Origin of the sequence: Bradyrhizobium sp. Arg237L, from assembly GCF_029990105.1 — a bacterium.
In the GTDB taxonomy this organism is placed as follows: Bacteria; Pseudomonadota; Alphaproteobacteria; order Rhizobiales; family Xanthobacteraceae; genus Bradyrhizobium.
Window position 1 is genome coordinate 134,040 of the sequence record NZ_JAQMIL010000001.1, and the last position, 19,062, is coordinate 153,101.

The 19,062-nt window shown below is 62.5% G+C and carries 19 protein-coding genes; 12 read left to right on the top strand and 7 right to left on the bottom strand.

Annotation, left to right across the window (positions count from 1 at the left end):
* Window positions 1-64: 64 nt before the first annotated feature.
* The 3 genes from OZ411_RS00625 (at window position 65) to OZ411_RS00635 (ending at window position 3,819) form a co-directional block, all read left to right on the top strand.
* The gene (locus tag OZ411_RS00625) at window positions 65-832 is read left to right on the top strand and encodes an FCD domain-containing protein (RefSeq protein WP_282526356.1); all 768 of its coding nucleotides are present in this window, start codon (window positions 65-67) and stop codon (window positions 830-832) included.
* Between the two features lie 55 nt (window positions 833-887).
* The gene (locus OZ411_RS00630; protein WP_282526357.1) at window positions 888-2,501 is read left to right on the top strand and encodes an acyl-CoA synthetase; all 1,614 of its coding nucleotides are present in this window, start codon (window positions 888-890) and stop codon (window positions 2,499-2,501) included.
* Window positions 2,502-2,649: 148 nt separating this feature from the next.
* Window positions 2,650-3,819 (top strand): acyltransferase, encoded by a 1,170-nt coding sequence (locus OZ411_RS00635; protein ID WP_282526358.1) that lies wholly within the window; start codon window positions 2,650-2,652, stop codon window positions 3,817-3,819.
* A 630-nt stretch (window positions 3,820-4,449) separates the two neighbouring features.
* On the opposite strand, the gene OZ411_RS00640 is transcribed toward OZ411_RS00635, so the two are convergent.
* From OZ411_RS00640 to OZ411_RS00650, 3 genes are all read right to left on the bottom strand, one after another.
* Entirely contained in the window at window positions 4,450-4,938 is a 489-nt protein-coding gene (locus tag OZ411_RS00640) for a hypothetical protein (RefSeq protein ID WP_130583102.1), read from the bottom strand.
* Between the two features lie 300 nt (window positions 4,939-5,238).
* On the bottom strand, window positions 5,239-6,384 hold the full coding sequence (locus OZ411_RS00645) for a GGDEF domain-containing protein (RefSeq protein ID WP_282526359.1): 1,146 nt from the start codon (window positions 6,382-6,384) through the stop codon (window positions 5,239-5,241).
* A gap of 259 nt (window positions 6,385-6,643) precedes the next feature.
* The gene (locus OZ411_RS00650; RefSeq protein WP_130583104.1) at window positions 6,644-6,859 is read right to left on the bottom strand and encodes a dodecin domain-containing protein; all 216 of its coding nucleotides are present in this window, start codon (window positions 6,857-6,859) and stop codon (window positions 6,644-6,646) included.
* A gap of 179 nt (window positions 6,860-7,038) precedes the next feature.
* Here OZ411_RS00650 and OZ411_RS00655 point away from each other — a divergent pair, with 179 nt between their 5' ends.
* The 3 genes from OZ411_RS00655 to OZ411_RS00665 all read left to right on the top strand — a co-directional run bounded on the left by OZ411_RS00655 (window position 7,039) and on the right by OZ411_RS00665 (window position 9,469).
* A complete protein-coding gene (locus OZ411_RS00655) occupies window positions 7,039-7,614 on the top strand; it encodes a heme-binding protein (RefSeq protein ID WP_282526360.1) in 576 nt (191 codons plus the stop codon).
* Between the two features lie 216 nt (window positions 7,615-7,830).
* Window positions 7,831-8,826 (top strand): hypothetical protein, encoded by a 996-nt coding sequence (locus tag OZ411_RS00660; RefSeq protein WP_282526361.1) that lies wholly within the window; start codon window positions 7,831-7,833, stop codon window positions 8,824-8,826.
* Window positions 8,827-9,100: 274 nt separating this feature from the next.
* The gene (locus tag OZ411_RS00665) at window positions 9,101-9,469 is read left to right on the top strand and encodes a winged helix-turn-helix domain-containing protein (protein ID WP_282526362.1); all 369 of its coding nucleotides are present in this window, start codon (window positions 9,101-9,103) and stop codon (window positions 9,467-9,469) included.
* Between the two features lie 8 nt (window positions 9,470-9,477).
* Here the strand turns inward: OZ411_RS00665 and OZ411_RS00670 are convergent, their stop codons facing one another.
* The gene (locus tag OZ411_RS00670; protein ID WP_130576769.1) at window positions 9,478-9,855 is read right to left on the bottom strand and encodes a hypothetical protein; all 378 of its coding nucleotides are present in this window, start codon (window positions 9,853-9,855) and stop codon (window positions 9,478-9,480) included.
* 188 nt (window positions 9,856-10,043) lie between these two features.
* Here OZ411_RS00670 and OZ411_RS00675 point away from each other — a divergent pair, with 188 nt between their 5' ends.
* Window positions 10,044-10,607, top strand: a complete 564-nt coding sequence (locus OZ411_RS00675) for a DUF2478 domain-containing protein (protein WP_282526363.1) — start codon at window positions 10,044-10,046, stop codon at window positions 10,605-10,607.
* A gap of 24 nt (window positions 10,608-10,631) precedes the next feature.
* Here OZ411_RS00675 and OZ411_RS00680 read toward each other — a convergent pair whose 3' ends face one another.
* The gene (locus tag OZ411_RS00680; RefSeq protein ID WP_282526364.1) at window positions 10,632-11,480 is read right to left on the bottom strand and encodes a VOC family protein; all 849 of its coding nucleotides are present in this window, start codon (window positions 11,478-11,480) and stop codon (window positions 10,632-10,634) included.
* A 190-nt stretch (window positions 11,481-11,670) separates the two neighbouring features.
* Here OZ411_RS00680 and OZ411_RS00685 point away from each other — a divergent pair, with 190 nt between their 5' ends.
* A complete protein-coding gene (locus OZ411_RS00685; RefSeq protein WP_282526365.1) occupies window positions 11,671-12,306 on the top strand; it encodes a 2-hydroxychromene-2-carboxylate isomerase in 636 nt (211 codons plus the stop codon).
* A gap of 49 nt (window positions 12,307-12,355) precedes the next feature.
* On the top strand, window positions 12,356-13,555 hold the full coding sequence (locus OZ411_RS00690; protein ID WP_282526366.1) for a CoA transferase: 1,200 nt from the start codon (window positions 12,356-12,358) through the stop codon (window positions 13,553-13,555).
* Between the two features lie 189 nt (window positions 13,556-13,744).
* Here OZ411_RS00690 and OZ411_RS00695 read toward each other — a convergent pair whose 3' ends face one another.
* Together OZ411_RS00695 and OZ411_RS00700 are read right to left on the bottom strand one after the other, a co-directional pair.
* The gene (locus tag OZ411_RS00695) at window positions 13,745-14,413 is read right to left on the bottom strand and encodes a glutathione S-transferase family protein (RefSeq protein WP_282526367.1); all 669 of its coding nucleotides are present in this window, start codon (window positions 14,411-14,413) and stop codon (window positions 13,745-13,747) included.
* A 1-nt stretch (window position 14,414) separates the two neighbouring features.
* Window positions 14,415-15,155 carry an SDR family NAD(P)-dependent oxidoreductase gene (locus tag OZ411_RS00700; RefSeq protein WP_282526368.1) on the bottom strand — a complete coding sequence of 247 codons (741 nt, stop codon included), beginning with the start codon at window positions 15,153-15,155 and terminating at the stop codon, window positions 14,415-14,417.
* Between the two features lie 345 nt (window positions 15,156-15,500).
* Between OZ411_RS00700 and OZ411_RS00705 the strand changes: the two genes are divergently transcribed.
* The 3 genes from OZ411_RS00705 to OZ411_RS00715 are packed head-to-tail and all read left to right on the top strand — an operon-like array spanning window position 15,501 to window position 19,044.
* Complete coding sequence (locus OZ411_RS00705) at window positions 15,501-16,682, top strand: acyl-CoA dehydrogenase family protein (protein WP_282526369.1); 1,182 nt, start codon at window positions 15,501-15,503, stop codon at window positions 16,680-16,682.
* Window positions 16,683-16,702: 20 nt separating this feature from the next.
* The gene (locus OZ411_RS00710; protein ID WP_282526370.1) at window positions 16,703-17,842 is read left to right on the top strand and encodes an acyl-CoA dehydrogenase family protein; all 1,140 of its coding nucleotides are present in this window, start codon (window positions 16,703-16,705) and stop codon (window positions 17,840-17,842) included.
* A 17-nt stretch (window positions 17,843-17,859) separates the two neighbouring features.
* A complete protein-coding gene (locus OZ411_RS00715) occupies window positions 17,860-19,044 on the top strand; it encodes an acetyl-CoA C-acyltransferase (RefSeq protein WP_282526371.1) in 1,185 nt (394 codons plus the stop codon).
* Window positions 19,045-19,062: the final 18 nt, after the last annotated feature.

Consider the following 19,062-nt stretch of genomic DNA (forward strand, 5'->3'; position numbering starts at 1 on the left):
CGGCCGAATTGACGCACCGTCGCCGCCGGGATACTTTGTCGGACAACCGACATTGAGGTCGCCTTTGCCCGCTTCCCCGCTGTTTCGACGGATCGACGTCGCGCCCGCTTACCAGAAGGTGGCGGATGCGATCGAGCGCGAGATCGTCAGCGGCCGCATCAAGCCGGGAGACCCGATCGGGACCGAGCTCGAACTGGTGCGGCAATTCGGCGTCAACCGCTCGACGGTGCGCGAGGGCATCCGGGTGCTGGAGGAAGGCGGGCTGTTGCGCCGCGATTCCAGCCGCCGCCTGCAGGCCTGCCTGCCGCGCTACAACAAGCTCGCGACCCGCTTGAGCCGCGCATTGGTGCTCCACGAGGTCACCTTCCGCGAATTATTCGAGGTGTCGCTGACGCTCGAGATAGCGAGCACGGAATGCGCGGTCGAACGCGCCACCGAAGAGGACATCGCCGAGCTCGCCGACAATCTGGCGCGAAGCGAGCAGGTGATCGCCGATCCCGCAGCGCTCGCCGAGTGCGACGCCGATTTCCATGTGCTGGTGGCAAAGGCCTCGCACAATCGCGTGCTGCAGCTCGCGCGCGAGCCGGCCGCGCAATTGTTCTTTCCGACCACCGAGATGATCGTGAGCCATGGCACGCAGGGTGCCTCGCGCCTGGTCGAGGCGCATCGCCATCTGCTCGAAGCGATCCGGCGGCGCGACAAGGCGGCGGGCGTGCAGTGGACGCGGCGTCATTTGCAGGACTGGCGCCGCGGCTTCGAGCGGATCGCTTCGCTCGACCGGTCGGTCGAGCACATGTACATGGAGCATGCGCAGGCGGTTCGGCGCAAATAGAACGAAACAAATCGTCCGAACCAGAAACAAACAGCGGACGTTCAGGGAGGGAAAAATGACCGCGGACATCACCACGACCATCCAGAAGGCGCGCGAGCAAAGCATCGGCGATCTCTTGCGCCGCTCGGCCCGGCGCTATCCCGACAAGACGGCGCTGATCTGCGGCGACGTGAGCTGGACCTATGCGGAGATGGACGCGATCTGCAATCGCCTGGGCCGCGGCCTCGGCGGGCTCGGGGTGACGAGGGGCGACCGCGTCGCGGTGCTGTCGCGCAACTCGCACGCCTTTGCGGCGCTGCGCTTTGCGCTCGCCAGGATTGGCGCGATCATGGTGCCGATCAATTTCATGCTGAACCCGGACGAGATCAATTTCATCCTGTCCAATTCGGGCGCGAAGCTGCTCGCCGTCGGCCCCGATCTCGTCGAGGCCGGCCGCTCCGCGACCGCCAGGGGCACGAAGGTCGAGAAATTGATCTGGCTTCCGGGTGAGGATGCCGCTGCGCCGCCGAAGGACATCACGACCTTTGCGGACCTGCTTGCCGCCGACGCTTCGCCGTTAGAGACTTCCGTCGACAGCCGCGACGTCGCGCAGATCATCTATACCAGCGGCACGGAGTCGCTGCCCAAGGGCGCCGTCCTCACCCATGAAGCGGTGATGTGGCAATATGTGAGCTGCATCATCGATGGCGGCATGGCGGCTGAGGACACCATCCTGCATGCGCTGCCGCTCTACCACTGCGCGCAGCTCGACGTCTTCCTCGGGCCCGGCATCTATCTCGGCGCCACCAACGTGCTCACCGGAAAGCCGGTGCCTGATCACATCCTCGCGCTGATCGCGGCCCACAGGATCAACGCCTTCTTTGCGCCGCCGACGATCTGGATCGCGATGCTGCGCTCGCCGGCCTTCGACAAGACCGATCTTTCGAGCCTGCAAAAGGGCTATTACGGCGCATCCATCATGCCGGTGGAGGTGCTGCTCGAATTGCAGCGGCGCCTGCCGGGTGTGAAGTTCTGGAATTTCTACGGCCAGACCGAGATCGCGCCACTCGCGACCGTGCTGAAGCCCGAGGATCAATTGCGCAAGGCAGGATCGGCCGGCAAGCCCGCACTCAATGTCGAGACGCGCGTGGTGAATGCCGACATGGAGGACGTCAAGGTGGGCGAGGTCGGCGAGATCGTGCACCGCTCGCCGCATCTGCTGTCCGGCTATTACAACGATCCCGCCAAGACTGAAGCGGCCTTTGCCGGCGGCTGGTTCCATAGCGGAGATCTCGCGACCGTCGATGCCGAGGGGCACGTCACCGTGGTCGACCGCGTCAAGGACATGATCAAGACCGGCGGCGAGAATGTCGCAAGCCGCGAGGTCGAGGAGATGGTCTATCGCCTGCCGGCGGTCTCCGAAGTCGCGGTGGTTGGCTTGCCGGACCCGCGCTGGATCGAGGCGGTGACCGCGATCGTGGTGGTGAAGACTGGCGAAACGCTGGATGAGGAGACCGTCATCAAGCACTGTGCCGGCCAGATGGCGCACTTCAAGGTGCCGAAGCGCGTGCTCTTCGTCAACAGCCTGCCCAAGAATCCGAGCGGCAAATTGCTGAAGCGGGAATTGCGGACGCGTTTTCTTGGCAGCGAAACACTCGATCGTGCGATTCAGAAAAATTTCGCGGGCTGAGAATTCCGAACCCCGCAGCCGATCAAGCGGGCGTGAACGGATCGCGTCGCGGTAGCTGATCGGATTCCCGTAGCGACAGTGTATGGTTGTGTCGCTGCGATGGCTTACCGCGGCAGCGATGCAGCATCATTGCGACACGCAGGGGCCGATGCTCAAGAAATCCCATGCCACCGGGCTGCCCGGGACGACCGGGACACGCATCGTTCCGCTCGACCGCGCGCGCACCTTCATCACCTTCCTGGTGGTCCTGTATCACGGCGTGATCAACTACACCTATTTCGGCATCGGCGGCGATCGGATGCGATGGCTCGGCTTCGATCTGATCGCGCTGTTCAACGACAGCTTCTTCATGGCCTGCATGTTCTTCATCTCGGGCCTGTTCGTGCACGACAGCCTGGCGCGCAGGGGGCCGGCCAACTTCCTCGGTAGCCGCGCGTGGCGGCTGGGCATCCCGTACCTGGTGTCGATCTTCGTGCTGATGCCGATTGCCTACTACCGCTACCACGTGACGGAGCTTAGTTTCCCGCAGTTCTATTGGCACATGGTCACGGTCGGCCCGTGGTCGTCTGGGTCGGCCTGGTTCCTGTGGGTGCTGCTCGCGCTGGACGCGATCGCCGCGTTGATTGGGGCCGTGGCACCTCGCGCGATCCCAGCGCTTGGGCAACTCGTCGACGGCTTCCGTCAGCAGCCGATGGCGGCCTTCGCCTTATTCCTGATCTTCTCGATCATCATCTACCTGCCGCTCCACCTGGAGTTCGGCGATTCCGCCTGGTTCGTGCCCGGCCATTATCCGCTGCCGATCCAGACCAGCCGCATCCTGCTTTACACCGGCTACTTCTTCACCGGCGTCGCGGTCGGCGCCATCAGCCTGAGAGGCGGGATACTGGCGGAGGGCCGGGATGTGGCGAAGCGCTGGATGCTGTGGCTCGCTTGCGGGCTCGCGTTCTACGGCGTCATCCTGCTTCTGGTCTACGTCCATCATAGCGTGCTGCCGGACTTCCGTTCACCGCCGCTGTGGTGGCAGATCGCCTATGGCTTGGCGTTTGCCATGTTCAACGCGGCGATGACCTTCACGGTGCCCACGCTGTTCCTGCGCTTTGCGCGATCACGATTTCGGTTCCTCGATGCGATGCGGCCTTCGGCCTACGGCATTTATCTCGTGCATTTCGTTCCGCTGATCTGGCTGCAATATCTCGTCTATGATCCGCCGTTGCCCGTGTTCGTCAAATTCGCGATCGTCTTCCTCGGCACGCTGTTCATCAGTTGGGGCGCGACCATCCTGCTGCGAAGAATTCCGCTCGTCGCACGCATGATCTGACGCGGTCGTCAGAAAAGGCCGATCTGGGCCGGACAGCCTTATGTGGCCTTTATAAAAGGACAAGGCGATCCCCATGGAATTTACACGCCTTGCCATTCACCTCTGGGCAAGCGTTCGGTTCCGCCATGGCGATAAGGACAGAAGATGATTGTCCGCTTCGAGCGTCGGGGCCGGCAAATTCACCCGCGCGGCGTTCGCGCTGCTTGGAGGCCAAGATGACGGTCTATCATGCATACATCGTTGGGCTGCACGGCCGATCGATTGGAGTGGTTCGGATAGATTGTGTCGATGATGACACAGCCATCAAATCCGCCGAGCGTCTTGTCGACAGCCATGATGTGGAGCTCTGGCAGATGGATCGGCCCGTAGCCAGGTTCGACGCCCCGTCAAAGCAGTTGTTCAGAAAATAAGTGTAGCGCCCGGGCTCGCTAGCACAGCGACACAGCGCCGGTGCCATGAGGACCGGCTGAGGGTCAAATGCGTCCGTGCATGCGAGCATGAAGCGGCGCCCGGTCTGCCGCTGGCAGCCGACATGCCAGCGGCTTAAGCGCTATTCGGCTCGGGGTCGCAATCGGACTCTGGCAACGAAGAGGGCCGCTCAAAAGCGGCCCTCGCACACAAAGTGCAGTATCACTTCAATTTGTAGGTACCAGTCTGGTGATTGCAGTCTTGGAACGTCCCCTCCTTGACAACTGGGAAAGGTCCGAGCGGTTGCACCGTGGCGTTCGTGACCATACCCTCGTACTTCCCAGTGCCCGCAACAGACTCCCTGGTTACTTTTCCATCTGCAATTGAGAAGTACGAAAGTCGCTTATTGCCGTCCCCGTCAGTAGCCTCACAGACGGTGGTGCCGGTAATCTTCCCGCCAAGAGAGGCATTCATCCCTACGCACCGGAATGTTTCCTTATCGAAAATTCCGCCCGGAGGATTGCTTCGAATAGAACCTGTCTGCTCATAGCTTAGCGCAGTGTGGGTCTTGGAAAATGAGATGGTATTACTCGTGCCCGACCAGCATGCAGTGAAGTCGAAGTTGCCTTCCTTTGGTAGCTCGGCGGCAAAAGCAGACGGGGCAAATGCAAAGATGATAGAGGCTAAGGCGTACCTGCGTGCGCTTTCCATAGTACGTACCCTCCGTTTGCAATGAGAATGAGCACGAACGATCAAGACGCGAACGCGAATGGATCTTCGCGCCATCCAATGATGGCATTTTCAACCTTCTGTAGAAATGACAACTTGACGCACGTGCCACAATTCGGTCACGGCGGGCTCTAGCGAAACCTCGACTTTCCGGCCGGAGTTCGTTCTTGGGTGGAAATGCCCGGTTTAAGTCACAAGCCGACGTCGCCGACGTGTCCAGCCTTTGTCTGCCCTGCCGCCCGCGGTGGGCATCGCTCAAGTATGAGCCCGCGACGGCAGAGCCTAGGCAGCCAATCCGAAGTTGGAGAGCTTCACGCGATTGCGGCCGGAGGTCTTCGCCTCATAGAGAGCTTCATCCGCGCGGATCAACAGCGACTGGATCGTTTCGGATCCGGTGGCGTGGGCAATTCCGCCGCTTACGGTTGTCCGGATGGGGCCCAAAGGAGTAGGGACGGACATCGCCTCGATCTGCGCTCTTATGCGCTCGGCAACGGCTGCCGATGCCCTCGGACTCGAGTTCAACATCACGATGCAGAACTCTTCGCCGCCAATTCGCGCGGCCAGATCGTCTGAACGGACATTTGCGGCGATGATTTCGGCAAAGGCCTTCAACGTCCGGTCGCCGGAATCGTGTCCGAACCGATCGTTGATGGTCTTGAAGTGGTCCAGATCCATCGCCACGACGGCGGTGCCAACCGGGACATGGCCGGGCGGACCGTCAAACAGCGCTCGGCGATTTAAGAGTCCGGTCAAGGCGTCCGTCATGGCTTCCGACTTATGCCGGTTCGCGATCCGCGCCTGATTGAGGGTGAGGGACAATGTGCCGATGCCGGTCAATCCGGCGATCACAACGATGGAATTGATGTCTTCGGCCCAATTGGACGGACGAGCGGTCAGGACGAATTGGCCTTGCTCGGCCAGCGCGTAGCCACACGCGACGAATGATAGTGCGGCGATCAGATAGAGCGTCGCATTGGCGGCCATCAGAAGCGGGGATTCGGCGCGTGCCGTCCAGTATTGGAAAGCGGTCAGAAGGAGCAGCATGCCGATCACCAGATTTGCGGCGATCGTCCCGGTGCCGGAATAGCCCATCGCGAATGCGGCCGATGTGGACAGAACGCCAAGGCCGACAACTGCGAATACGGTGAACCAATTGAACCGGCTTGAGCAAAATTTGGCTGAGCCCGCGTAGAGCAGTCCGAAGCCGGACATCAGCAGCACGAAGGACACGAGCAGCAGATTGGCGTCGTACCTTTGAATGATACTGCCAAAGAACGCCACTCCGGCGACGATAAGGGCAAGGCCGATCGACCAGCTCAGCAGGTGGGTCTCGGATTTCCCGACCACCCACATCATGCAGAGCGTGAGGCCAAGGGACGCGCCCGAGAAGCCGATGGCGACGAGAATCGAAAACTGGTCGAGAAGCATGACGCCGGGCCGAGGTGGGATCGGCTCCTTATTACGTCATCGATCGTTACCCAAATGATGGGGGCGCACGTCGTTTGCGGTGCACGGTAATCAAATGGTTATCGCTTTCGGTTGAAAACCATCGAATTGGCGCAGCGGATTTCGTAAGCGAAAAGAGAGGGATACTGGATACTCTGAAACCTCGAATTGAGATCAGCGTGGAAGCGGACTGCGATCGAGTTCAACCTCGCCCCGCGAGCGGGGCGAGGTTGCGAAAACGTCAGGAGCCCTCGAACTTGAACGATACGTTGAGCTTGGCGCGGTAGGCCTCCACTTGCCCCTTAGCGTCCAGTTGCAGATCGAGTTTGACGACCTCTGCGACGCGAAGATCTCGGAGAGATTTTGCGGCTTGCCCGACCGCGTTGGCCGCGGCCTTTTCCCAGGATTCGCTGCTGGTACCGATCAGTTCGATGACCTTGTAGACGCTCTCAGGCATGTCGTCCTCCTGTCCGGAATGAAGCAGGAAGCAGGTGCTCCCTGCCGCGGTCGAAACTAGCATCACGATATCGGCGTTGAAAGGACGCGCCACGGCCGCAGGCCTGCGGGATCGTTCGGCAACTTGAGGGTCAGCCTCAAGTTGTGCTTTGATCTTGCGGCCGCAACTGGGGTTTTATCATGATCTATCTGCGTTTCCTGGCGTTACGGCTGTTTGCTTTTGTCCCTTTCCGCTTCCGCCATGGTGTCGCTACCTGGATCATCGCCTGCGCCGCGGTGATCCCCGCGGGGGCAGCATCGGCACAGCCGCTGCCGCCCGGCGTGCCCGAGAAGATGCCCGCCGACATTCCCTACGGGACGCCGATTTCGTTGGATTTCGCCCGACAAGCGGTGGACGCCGCGTTTGCAGAAGCGTCCAAGCGGGGGTGGAAGATGGCCATCGCCGTCGTATCGCCGTCGGGCGACCTGACTTATTTCGTGAAAATGGACGACACCATGTTGGCATCGCCAACCATCGCCCAGAACAAGGCGCGCACCGCCGCGCGCTTTCGGCGCGACACCAAGGGCATGTTCGATCTGACGGAGACCGGCCATCCCTATGTGATGACGCTCGATCCGACGCTGGTCGCATCGCCGGGCGGCATACCGATCATCAGCGAAGGCAAGGTCATCGGCGCGATCGGATGCAGCGGAGGAGCAGGCGCGCAGGATGCTGTCGTCTGCCAGGCGGGCATCGAGGCTCTCAATCGCAAATGACGCCTGAAGCGCGATAGGGCGAGATCGCCGAGGCGATCCGCAGAAGGCGGCGGCTTTCGCATCGTTGTATGTTGCGCTATATACCGGATGCGAACAGCCGGGCCGGAAGAGCTACGGAGTTCCGGTCCTGCAGGACGCGCAGTGAACGATCATCGATCGATGATCGTCCGTTCGAGGCATTGCCTCGTCCACCCCACGTCCATCAGGAACCAAAACATGAAACAGAATGACAGCGTTGCCCTGTGCTCGCTGCGACAGGGAGACTTGCTCAAGAGCTACAATGCATGGGCGCTCGGCGCGGCCGGGTTGATATTGCTCATGCTCGGCATGGCGCATGCCGAGACGCCGGTCGGCGTTCCCGACAAGAGCCATCCGGAGAGCGTTACGGCGACCAGCGACGGCACGCTCTATATCGGAAGCTTCAACCTGGGCGGCGTCATAAAGGCCGCGCCTGGCGAAAAAACGGAGCAGTTCATCTCGCCCGGCGCAAACGGCAGCCGTTCGGTGCTCGGCGTGCTCGCCGACGAAAAGAGCCGTACCTTGTACGTCTGTTCCAACGACCTGAGCGGTTCGGGCGTTGCCGGTCCGGGCGAGACCAAGGGCGCCTGGCTGAAAACCTTCGATCTTGTCACCGGCGCCCCGAAGGCGAGTTTTCAACTGAAGGACCCAAAATCGCTTTGCAACGACATCGCGATCGGCGGTGACGGAACCGCTTACGTCACCGACTCCTTCGCGCCGTATATCTACAGCCTGAGGCCGGGCGGCACGGCGCTCGACGTGTGGGCGACCGATCCGCTGCTGGCGCCGCCAAAGGACGGGGTCGGGCTCGACGGCATCGCGGTCGGATCGGACGGCCATCTCTACGTCACGACCTTCATTCCCGCGAAACTGTTCAGGATCGCGGTCAAGGATGGCAAGGCGGGGGAGATCACCGAGCTGAAGCCGTCCCGTCCGCTGGATCACGCGGATGCGATGCGTGCGTTCGGCGGCGACTTCCTGCTGGTCGAAGGCGCCGGCCGGCTCGACAAGGTCACGGTGACGGGCGATGAGGCCAGGGTCGACGTGATCAAGGATGGTCTGGCCGAGCCTGTTTCGGTGACCCAGGTCGGCAACACCGGATGGATCGCCGAGGGCAAGCTGTCCTACCTGATCGGGCCCAACAAGGGGAAGGATCCCGGTCCATTCGCGATCACGCCAGTTCCGCTAAAGTAACACGTGAGCAAGAGTCTCGGTTCTGATTCAATCAGAACCGAGACTCTAGATTCTTGTTTTGACGCGTTTTCTGCGCAGATAAGTCTACGCAATCTGCGTAAACTTGATTGCTACGCGAACCGGTGTCCACTTCGCTCGAAAACGCGCTCGTTGCTGTAGTGTAGGAGGGACGCGCCGGCCGACGCCGACTGCGGCGTTATCGGCCGGTGCTCATCTTGTCCGCGAAAGGCTTCAATGGCATTCTAGGGAATAAGACGCAACCAACGGATTCTGCATGTCAAAACCGGGCGCCAAATCGCTTCCACATTTGAGCGTTCGCATCGATCTCGATAGCGACGAGAGGATCGGGCCCGGCAAGATCCAGTTGCTCGAGCATATCCGCGATTGCGGGTCGATTTCGGCCGCCGGCCGCGCCATGGAGATGTCCTACAAGCGGGCGTGGGACCTGGTCGACGAGGTCAACCGCATCTGTCGGCACCCGGCGGTCGAGCGGCAGACCGGCGGCAAGAATGGCGGCGGCGCGGTGCTGACGCCGTTCGGCCTCACTCTGGTCGCTCGCTACCGCAAGATCGAGCGCGATGCGGCAAGCGCGGCGCGCAAGGAACTGGTGGCGTTGCAGACCGATATCTCCCGCAAGGCGTGATGCCGTCGTCAGTTTGCGCGCAGCGTCACACTTGGCTGCGGTTCGGCTGCGATCGCCTCCCCCAACGGGCTCTGCTGCTCGCGGAGGACGGAGAAGCAGACGCTGAACCCATCCACCGTCCGCAGCGTCACCATGCGCACGCTCGGATCGCTCGATTGCTCGACCATCCAGGAATCCAGCGGATAGGCGTAGCGCAGGCTGCCGTCGCCGTAGCGGCGCTGCAGCGCCTTGTCGAGCAATCCCGGCAAGGTCATCACCAGCGTGCCGACCTGGTTGAGCGAAAGCCGCAGGGTCGCCGGATTGCCGGCGGAATCGACGAAGCCAAGCGAAACGGCGCCGTCGGCGGCGACTTCGCACGTCGTCAGGGCCTGCGGGTCGATCTGCATCATAGGCTCCGAACAAATATCCGTTATATCCGTAATGATATATCGATGCGATCCCGGTCGTCCAGCCCGTCTTTTTTGACCCGCAGCGCCGCATCCCGGGTATGGTCGGAAACCGCCGGGACGTGATATGGTGACGGATATAACGGAGCCCGGGCCGGGGCCCGTCGCCAATGGAGATGAGGCCCGCCATGTTCGACTCCCAATGCGATCTTGCTGCGCTCGTGTATGAGCAGCATCAGGACCCCGACGAGATCCTGCGCGATTTCGCGGCCAGCCTGAACAGAGCCGGATATCGCGCCGTCGGGATTGTGCAGCTCGGCCATCACTGCCTCGATGCCGGCCTGTCCGCCATGCTGGTCCATAGCGGCGAAGAGCTGCAGCTATTCCAGGACCTCGGCAGTTGCTCGGCCGGCTGCCGGCTCGACGTCGGCCAGTTGCTCGACGCGGGCGAGCGGATCGCGGCGGCGATCGATCGCGGCGCGGACGTGCTGATCGTCAACCGCTTCGGTCGGCAGGAATGTGAGGGCAAAGGCCTTTGCTACCTGGTCGAGCGTGCGCTCAGCGCGGATATCCCGGTTGTGATCGCCGTGCCCAGCCACCGCTTTGCCCATTGGATCAAGTTCGCCGACGGCATGAGCGTCCGCCTCCGCTGCGACCGCGATGCACTGGAGGCGTGGTGGAGCCGCGTCTCGGCCCAATATCCGAGGCCGATGGCTGCCGAACACCAGACGGTTTGCGAAGTGTTGAAATGACGTCAGCGCAGAAAGGAGCTTGGCCTACGGCGCTTGCGCAAGATGCTGCACGAAGAGGGTGGGGACGTTGCACGTTCCATCGCGGAGCGTGAAGACGCGCGTTCCCGGTTTCGCGCCCGCCTTGACATCGGACACGTTGCGGCCGGCACGCAGCAGCCGCTCGCGCGCGGCGTCGGCATCGTCGACCGACCAGGCGATGCCCCAGAGGCGGTCCGCCTTGCGCGCCTCGCCTTCGTCCGGACGGTGGACGATCTCGATCAGCATGTCGCCACAGGCAAATTGCATCAACCGGCTTTTGCTCTTCGCGTCGGTGCGGTCGAAGATCAGCTCTAACCCGAGGCGCGCGCCGTAGAGCGCCACCGCGCGCTCCGGCTCGTCGGTTGCAACCACCACCAGGTCCATCCTGCGAACCGTGGCCGGCCCTGTCGCCGCAGAGCGAGCTGCTTTGGATAGAAGCTTACTGAAGCGGATCGGTACGCCGTGCGACTGTTCGGCCGGCAAGCCGCTGCGTCTCCAGGAGAGTGTCGTGCCGGTCGCAAGATGACTGCAGGTGATGTCGGCGACCTCGTCCGGCTGAAGCGAGATACGTCGCAATCGCCGATAGCTCTTTTCGATATCGTCGACCTCGAACTCTAGACACCACAGGCCTTCGCCGCTCTCGGCAAGGGCGGCACGGACGCGCGCGCCAAGCGCGCCTTCGCTGTCGGGAGCCATGACCCGAAGCGTGGCGTTGTCCAGAATGAAGAACGCGCTTTCGACGCCATCGGTTCTGGAGCGAAACGCCGGTTCTCTCGCGAGCACCTCGCGATAGGCGGCAATGCCGGTGTCGAGATCGTGAACCAGGACGCTGGTATGGTCGAGGGTCGTGATCATGAGGGACGCTCCGGAAGAGGCCGGCTCCGCTGCAAAGTGCATCGAGCTTCGGCGCGCAGCAGCATATTGGATGATCCCAAGAATTGACAGTTCATTTTCGGAACTGTATGAGGAGGACCAGCCAGGGCATGGCTACAGGTCGCCTGTACGTGACGGGCGGAGAATAACGGATGCTCGGGAGGAGAGGCCGGTGGGAAATCCCCTGAAGGTTGAATTCCATTTCGATTTCGGCAGCCCGAACGCCTATCTGGCGGAACTTGTCATCCCCTCGATCGAACAGCGCACCGGCGTGAAGTTCGACTATGTGCCGGTCTTGCTCGGCGGAATTTTCAAGGCGACCGGCAACATGTCGCCGGCCGACTCGCTGCGCGGCATCAAGAACAAGCCGGAATACATGGCGCTGGAAACCGAGCGCTTCATCCGCCGCCACAACATCACGACCTATCGTCGGAACCCGTTCTTCCCGGTCATCACCCTGATGCTGATGCGCGGCGCGGTCGCTGCGCAATTCGAAGGCGTGTTCGAGCCCTACGTCCGTGCGGCCTTCCATCACATGTGGGAAGAGCCGAAGAAGATGGATGACGTCGAAGTGGTTCGCGCCGCGCTCAAATCTTCCGGCCTGGACGCCGACAGGTTGATCGCACGGGCGCAGCAGGACGACGTCAAGAAGCGGCTGATCGAGCTGACGGCCGACGCGGTCAACCGCGGCGCTTTCGGCTCACCGACGTTCTTCGTCGGCAAGGAGATGTTCTTCGGCAAGGATCAGCTTCGCGACGTCGAGGAATCCATCGTCGAGCAGACAAGGCAGTTGGCGAAGAGCGCGTGAGCGCCGGACCGCGGCGGCCGGAGATCGTCGAACAAATAAGGAGAACGTGATGCCGGGCCCACTCAATGGCGTACGCGTACTGGATCTCACCGGCGTGGTATCGGGACCGTTCGCCACCATGTTCCTCGCCGACCAGGGCGCCGATGTTCTCAAGATCGAGCCGATCGGCGGCGACATCACCCGCCGCAGCCGCGCCACCATCGACAAGTCCGGCGAATTCTCGGCGCTGTTCATTTCCTCCAACCGCGGCAAGCGCTCGCTCGCAATCGACGTCAAGAGCGAGGCCGGCCGCGAGGTGCTGGCCAAGCTCGTCGCGCAAGCCGACGTGCTGGTGCAGAATTTCCGGCCCGGCACCATGGAGCGCCTCGGCCTTGGCGCGGATGAGCTGCGCCAGCGTCATCCGCGCTTGATCTATGTCTCGATCAGCGGCGTCGGCGAGACCGGGCCCTATGTGAAGAAGCGGGTGTACGATCCGATCATCCAGGGATTGTCGGGATTCGCCGACATCCAGTCTCAGCCCATCACCAACCGTCCGCAGATGATCCGCACGATCGTCTGCGACAAGACCACCGCGGTGATGACCGCGCAGGCGGTTGCGGCCGCACTCTATGCGCGCGAGAAGACCGGGCAGGGCGATCACATCCGGGTCGCGATGCTGGATGCGATGATCTCCTATCTCTGGCCGGAAGGCATGATGCAATACACGGTGGTCGGCGCCGAGGAGACCTCTGCCGATCCCAACGACCGGCCGGATCTCGTATTCAAGACCAGCGATGGCTACATCACCGCCGGCACGATCTCGGATTCGGAATGGCAGGGTTTTTGCCGCGCCACCGGCGATCCCGAGCTTGCCAAGGATCCGCGCTTTGCGACGCCCTCCGCGCGCTCGGTGAATGCGACGGCGCGGATCAACAAGATGGCCGAATATATCGCGCAGCACACCACGGCCGAATGGCTGGAGCGGCTCGATGCGGCCGATGTTCCCTGCGCCCCGATCCTGCGCCGCGGCGAGATCATCCACAACGAGCAGGTGGTGGCGCGCGAGATCATCACCGAGTTCGAGCAGCCCAAGGTCGGACGCGTGCGGCAGCCAAAGCCGGCGGCGCGCTTTGAAGTCAACGAGGCGTCGATCGGCGGACCGGCGCCGCGCGTCGGCGAGCACTCGCGCGAGGTGCTGCGCGAGCTCGGCTATGACGATGCCGCGATCGAGCGGATGGTCAGCGAGAAGGCCGTGCGGGTGGCGGTGTAAGCGCGCAATCAATAAGCAACGAGTGGGGCGCTCTCTTTCCCTCTCCCCGTTCTTCACGGAGAGAGGGCAGGGTGAGGGGCTGTCTCCGCGATCATATCTCTCACCGTATTCGTGGAGAGAGCCCCTCACCCCAACCCTCTCCCCGTAAAGGACGGGGAGAGGGAGAACTGCTGCCTCGCGCTTGGCTGCTCACGTCTTCGGCGGCGTGATTGGGGCGAGCGGCTTGTTTGCGGCCTGGCCGCGCTGATAGGCTTCCCGCTGGTGCATGCGCTCGAGATAGGGATGGGCGTGGTCGCAGATGCCGACGCCGTAGGCGATCGCCCAGTCGAGGCAGGTGGTGAGCAAGATGTCGGCGCTGGTGAACCGATCGCCCATCAGGAATTGGCGGCCGTCGGCGAGCGCGACCTCGACGTGGCGCGATTGCTGACGGAAATATTCCGCGGCCTGGGCCACGACATCGGGCGCGACGCCGTAGATGTGTCCGAGCGCGTCGGCCTTGTGTCGGCGCATGACATAGAGGCTCGTCGAATCGAGCTCGGCAACGATGAAGAAGCACCATTCGAGCCAGGCGGCGTAGTCGCGCTGGCTCTCCGGAATCAACGAGCGCTCCGGTGTCGAATAGGTCCGCGACAGATAGGCGACGATCGCCGCGCTCTCGCCGATACAGAAATCGCCGTCCTGCAGCAGCGGAATCTTCTGCCGCGGATTGAGCACGGTATATTCCTGGGTCTTGGTCTCGCCCGTGCGGGGGCCGATCGGCCGCGTCTTGTAGGCGAGGCCAAGCTCGTGCATGGCCCAGTGCGGTCGTATCGTCCGGCTCGTGCCCACGCCCCAGAGGGTCAGCTCCGGCGCGGCCATCTCACCATTTCTCCACCGCGGGACGCAGATCGAGCTCGTGCGTCCAGCCGTCCCGCGTCTGCTGATGCGCGAACCAATAGGCTTCCGCGATCGACGACGTCTTGGTCAGGCTGTCCTGTGGAATCGCGCTCGCCTCGATGCCGCGGGCTTTCATGCGCTCATGGATGGCCGGGCTGTCGACGCCGGCGTCAATGATGAGGTGCACGACATGGACGTTCTTCGGACCGAGCTCGCGCGCCATCGCTTGCGCGACCGCGCGCAGTGCGAACTTTGCCGATGAGAACGCAGCAAAACCAGTTCCGCCGCGGATGCTCGCGGTCGCGCCGGTGAAGAAGATGGTGCCGCGGCCGCGCGGCACCATGTGGCGCGCGGCCTCGCGGCCGACCAGGAACCCGGCGTAGCAGGCCAGCTCCCAGGCCTTGAAGAACAGCTTTTCGGTGGTCTCGAGCAGCGGCTTGTTGACGTTCGAACCGGCGTTGAAGAGGCAGACTTCGATCGGGCCGATCTCTTTCTCGACGCGGGCGAACAGATCCTGGACTTCCGCTTCCTGCCGGGCGTCGACGCTGAGCGCGTGGACCTCATGGCCAGCGGCTTTCAACTCGTCGACCAGGTCCTGCGATTTGGCGGCATCGCGGCGGCAGATGCAGACGGTGTAGCCGCCCTTTGCGAAACGCCGCGCCACGGCGGCCCCGATCGCGTCGCCCGCGCCGACCAATATCGCTACCCCGCGGCGTTCTGTCATCCTGTTTCTCCCATATAGTTCTTATTTGGTACCGAATTAATAGAGAGCGGTGAGGACGATGTAAATGGAGTTATTTGAGTTGGTACAGCTATTCAGCCTTCAAATTCACATCATTCCGCCGTGAGCCGCTTACTCGCGAATAATTGCGATTGACGAGTTCTAAAAAAGAACGTTAGATGCGGCGAGTGATGAAGTCGCCTCGCGAGCGGCTCGATATCTGTCGGGAGGTCTGAGGTGGCGAATTTGGCAGGGACACTTGGCATCCGCGAAGCCGCAGGCTCGGCGCCGCGCGCTACGGCACGAAGATCCGTCCACCTCGGCGAAACCCGGTAGGAGCGTCGTCCGATGGAGCTGGTGCTTACTCCTGAAGAAGTCGCGTTTCGCGACGAGGTGCGGAGCTTCATTGCGGTAAACTATCCGGCGGAGATGCGCGTCCCCAACCCGGAGACCGACCTCACCAAGGAGCAGATGCTGCTCTGGCACCGCATCCTCTACAAGAAGGGCTGGATCGCGCCACTCTGGCCCAAGGAATATGGCGGCCCCGGCTGGTCGATCACCAAGCGCTTCATCTTCGAGCGGGAGACCACGCGCGCCGGCACGCTGCCGCCGCTCGCGTTCAGCGTCACCATGGTGGGTCCTGTCATCTACACCTTCGGCAATGAGGCGCAGAAGAAGAAGTTCCTGCCGCGCATCCTGTCCGGCGAGGATTGGTGGTGCCAGGGCTATTCGGAGCCGGGCTCAGGCTCCGATCTTGCCTCCGTCCGTACCAAGGCGGCGCGTGACGGCGACCACTATATCGTGAACGGCCATAAGACCTGGACCACGCTCGCGCAGCACGCCGACTGGATCTTCTGCCTGGTGCGCACCGACACGAGCGCGAAACCGCAATCCGGCATCTCGTTCCTCTTGATCGACATGAAGTCGCCGGGCGTCACCGTGCGCCCGATCATCACGATCGACGGCAGTCATGAGGTGAACGACGTTTTTCTCGAGAACGTCCGCGTGCCCGCCGCCAATCTGATCGGGGAGGAGAACAAGGGCTGGACCTACGCCAAATTCCTGCTCGGCAATGAGCGCACCAGCATGGCCGGTATCGGCCGCTCCACGCGCTATCTCAATCGGCTCAAGCAGATCGTGAAGGCGGAGATTCCCGAAGGCGATCCGGCCCACCTCGAATTCGTCAGGGACATCGCCCGCATCGAGCTCGACGTGCTGGCGCTGGAGGCGACCGAGCTTCGTATCGTAGCCCAAATGGCGCGCGGCATCGATCCCGGTCCGGCGGCGTCGCTGTTCAAGATCAGGGGCACCGAGATCTTCCAGGACATCACCGAGCTGACACACCGCGCGATCGGCAATTACGGGCTCGCGATCCGCGAGCATCCCGTGAGCGCCAATCATTTCATGCCGGGCCCGGACTACGGGCACACCGCCTCGGAAAAATATCTCAACTCGCGCAAGCTCTCGATCTACGGCGGCTCGAACGAGATCCAGCGCAACATCATCGCTAAGGCCGTACTCGGACTCTAGCTTCGCAGGGAGCCATCGGAATGGACATCCAGTTCACGGAAGAGCAGGAGCTGTTACGGTCCAGCGTGCAGCGCCTGTTGCGCGATCAGTATGATTTCGATGCACGCCGCAAGATCGTCGCGAGCGAGGAGGGCTGGAGCCGCAAACATTGGTCGTCCTTCGCCGAGCTCGGCCTGCTCGCCGCGCCGTTCTCCGAGGAGGTCGGAGGGCTCGGTGGCGGGCCGCTGGCCACCATGATCATGATGCAGGAGTTCGGCAGGCACCTTCTGGTCGAGCCGTTCTTCGAGACCGTCGTCCTTGCCGGCGGCCTGATCGAAGATTTCGGCTCGGCGGCTCAGCAGGCCACGTATCTCCCTGATATCATGTCCGGAGAGAAGGTCTGGGCACTGGCCTGGTCCGAAGGCCGCTCGCGTTACGATCTCGGCCATGTCTCTACCATCGCTCGCCGTGAGGGTGGAAGCTACGTGCTCAGCGGCACCAAGGCAGCGGTCGTGGCTGCGCCCTGGGCCGACAGTCTGATCGTCTCCGCTCGCACCTCGGGAGAGCGGGGCGATCGCAACGGCGTCAGCCTGTTCGTTGTCGATCGCCATTCTCCGAATCTTCATCTGCAAGGTTTCAGGACCATCGATGGCCGGCGCGCCGCCGAGGTCGCGCTGATGAACGTTTCCGTGCCGGCGAGCCAGATGCTGGGACGGGAGGGCGAGGGCGTTGCCGCACTCGAAGCCTGCCGTGACAGCGCCATCGGCGCACTCTGCGCGGAGACCGTCGGCGCGATGGGTGAACTGAATGCGGCGACTCTCGAATACAGCAAGACGCGAAAGCAGTTCGGCGCGACGCTCGGCTCGTTCCAAGTGCTGCAGCACCGGATGGTCGACATGTTCATCGCGCATCAGGAGGCGCTGTCCCTGATGCAGCATCTCAATCTCAGCCTTGCATCGAAGGACGAAGGGGTATCGCGGCTTGCTTCCGGTGCCAAGTCGAAGATCGGCTATGCCGCCAAGTTCGTGGCCGACCAGGCGGTGCAACTCCACGGCGGCATGGGCATGACCGACGAGCTCAATGTCGGCCATTACTTCAAGCGGATTTCATCCATCAACATCCAGTTCGGCGATCCCGCCTTTCATGTCCTGCGCTATGCGCAGCTCGACGCGGCAGCCTGACGAGAAGAGGAAAGCATATGCGAGATGCAGTGATCGTATCGACGGCGCGTACCGGCGTCGGCAAGGCCTATCGCGGCGCACTCAACAACACGGAAGGGCCGACCCTGGCCGGCCACGTGATGGCCGAGGCGGTCAAGCGCGCCGGGATCGAACCCGGCGAGGTCGAGGACGTGGTGATGGGCTGCGCGATGCAGCAGGGCACCATGGTGATGAACGTCGCTCGCAAGGGCGCGATCCGGGCCGGGCTTCCGGTGACGGTCGCCGGCACCACGATCGACCGGCAATGTGCCTCCGGCCTGCAGGCCATCGCGGTCGCGGCGCGCTCGGTGATGCTCGACGGCGTCGAGATCGCGATCGGCGGCGGCATCGAATCGATCAGCCTGGTGCAGAACGAGCACATGAACAGGTTCCACGCCGTCGACGACGAGCTGATGGCGATGAAGCCGGACATGTACATGTCGATGCTTGAGACGGCCGAAGTGGTCGCCGAGCGCTACAAGATTGGTCGCGAGCAGCAGGACGAATACTCGCTCGAGTGCCAGCGCCGCGTCGGCGCCGCATTGCAGGGCGGCCGCTTCAGTGACGAGATCGTGCCGATCACGACCAGGATGGCTGTTGTCGATAAGGATACGAAGGAGGTCACCTACAAGGAGGTGACGCTGACCAAGGACGAGGGACCGCGGCCCGATACGACGGCCGAAGCGCTTGCGAAGATCAAGCCGGTGTTCGAGGGCAAGACGATCAGCGCCGGTAACGCCAGCCAGCTTTCGGATGGCGCGTCCGCCTGCGTGATCATGAGTGACAAGGTTGCCGCGCAGAAGGGGCTGAAGCCACTCGGCATCTTCCGCGGCTTCGTTGCTGCTGGCGTCGAGCCGGACGAGATGGGCGTCGGCCCGGTCGCCGCGATCCCGCGGCTATTGAAGCGGCATAACCTGAAGATCGAGGACATCGATCTCTGGGAGCTCAACGAGGCCTATGCGGTGCAGGTGATCTATTGCCGCGACAAGCTCGGCATTGATCCAGAAAAACTCAACGTCAATGGCGGCTCGATCGCGATCGGCCATCCCTACGGTATGACCGGTGCGCGGCTGACCGGCCACATCCTGATTGAGGGGCGGCGGCGCAAGGCGAAATACGGCGTGGTGACCATGTGCATCGGTGGCGGCATGGGCGCCGCGGGATTGTTTGAAATCGTCAACTGATCGGGAAAGCGGGAGAAA

Bases quoted from the DNA above. Each gene is read 5' to 3' on its own strand.
- OZ411_RS00710 (WP_282526370.1), top strand. From the start codon at position 16,703: ATGGACATCCAGTTCACGGAAGAGCAGGAGCTGTTACGGTCCAGCGTG.
- OZ411_RS00695 (WP_282526367.1), bottom strand. From the start codon at position 14,413: ATGGCCGCGCCGGAGCTGACCCTCTGGGGCGTGGGCACGAGCCGGACG.
- OZ411_RS00700 (WP_282526368.1), bottom strand. From the start codon at position 15,155: ATGACAGAACGCCGCGGGGTAGCGATATTGGTCGGCGCGGGCGACGCG.
- OZ411_RS00660 (WP_282526361.1), top strand. From the start codon at position 7,831: ATGAAACAGAATGACAGCGTTGCCCTGTGCTCGCTGCGACAGGGAGAC.
- OZ411_RS00670 (WP_130576769.1), bottom strand. From the start codon at position 9,855: ATGCAGATCGACCCGCAGGCCCTGACGACGTGCGAAGTCGCCGCCGAC.
- OZ411_RS00635 (WP_282526358.1), top strand. From the start codon at position 2,650: ATGCTCAAGAAATCCCATGCCACCGGGCTGCCCGGGACGACCGGGACA.
- OZ411_RS00655 (WP_282526360.1), top strand. From the start codon at position 7,039: ATGATCTATCTGCGTTTCCTGGCGTTACGGCTGTTTGCTTTTGTCCCT.
- OZ411_RS00645 (WP_282526359.1), bottom strand. From the start codon at position 6,384: ATGCTTCTCGACCAGTTTTCGATTCTCGTCGCCATCGGCTTCTCGGGC.
- OZ411_RS00650 (WP_130583104.1), bottom strand. From the start codon at position 6,859: ATGCCTGAGAGCGTCTACAAGGTCATCGAACTGATCGGTACCAGCAGC.
- OZ411_RS00680 (WP_282526364.1), bottom strand. From the start codon at position 11,480: ATGATCACGACCCTCGACCATACCAGCGTCCTGGTTCACGATCTCGAC.
- OZ411_RS00690 (WP_282526366.1), top strand. From the start codon at position 12,356: ATGCCGGGCCCACTCAATGGCGTACGCGTACTGGATCTCACCGGCGTG.
- OZ411_RS00640 (WP_130583102.1), bottom strand. From the start codon at position 4,938: ATGGAAAGCGCACGCAGGTACGCCTTAGCCTCTATCATCTTTGCATTT.
- OZ411_RS00630 (WP_282526357.1), top strand. From the start codon at position 888: ATGACCGCGGACATCACCACGACCATCCAGAAGGCGCGCGAGCAAAGC.
- OZ411_RS00715 (WP_282526371.1), top strand. From the start codon at position 17,860: ATGCGAGATGCAGTGATCGTATCGACGGCGCGTACCGGCGTCGGCAAG.
- OZ411_RS00665 (WP_282526362.1), top strand. From the start codon at position 9,101: ATGTCAAAACCGGGCGCCAAATCGCTTCCACATTTGAGCGTTCGCATC.
- OZ411_RS00705 (WP_282526369.1), top strand. From the start codon at position 15,501: ATGGAGCTGGTGCTTACTCCTGAAGAAGTCGCGTTTCGCGACGAGGTG.
- OZ411_RS00675 (WP_282526363.1), top strand. From the start codon at position 10,044: ATGTTCGACTCCCAATGCGATCTTGCTGCGCTCGTGTATGAGCAGCAT.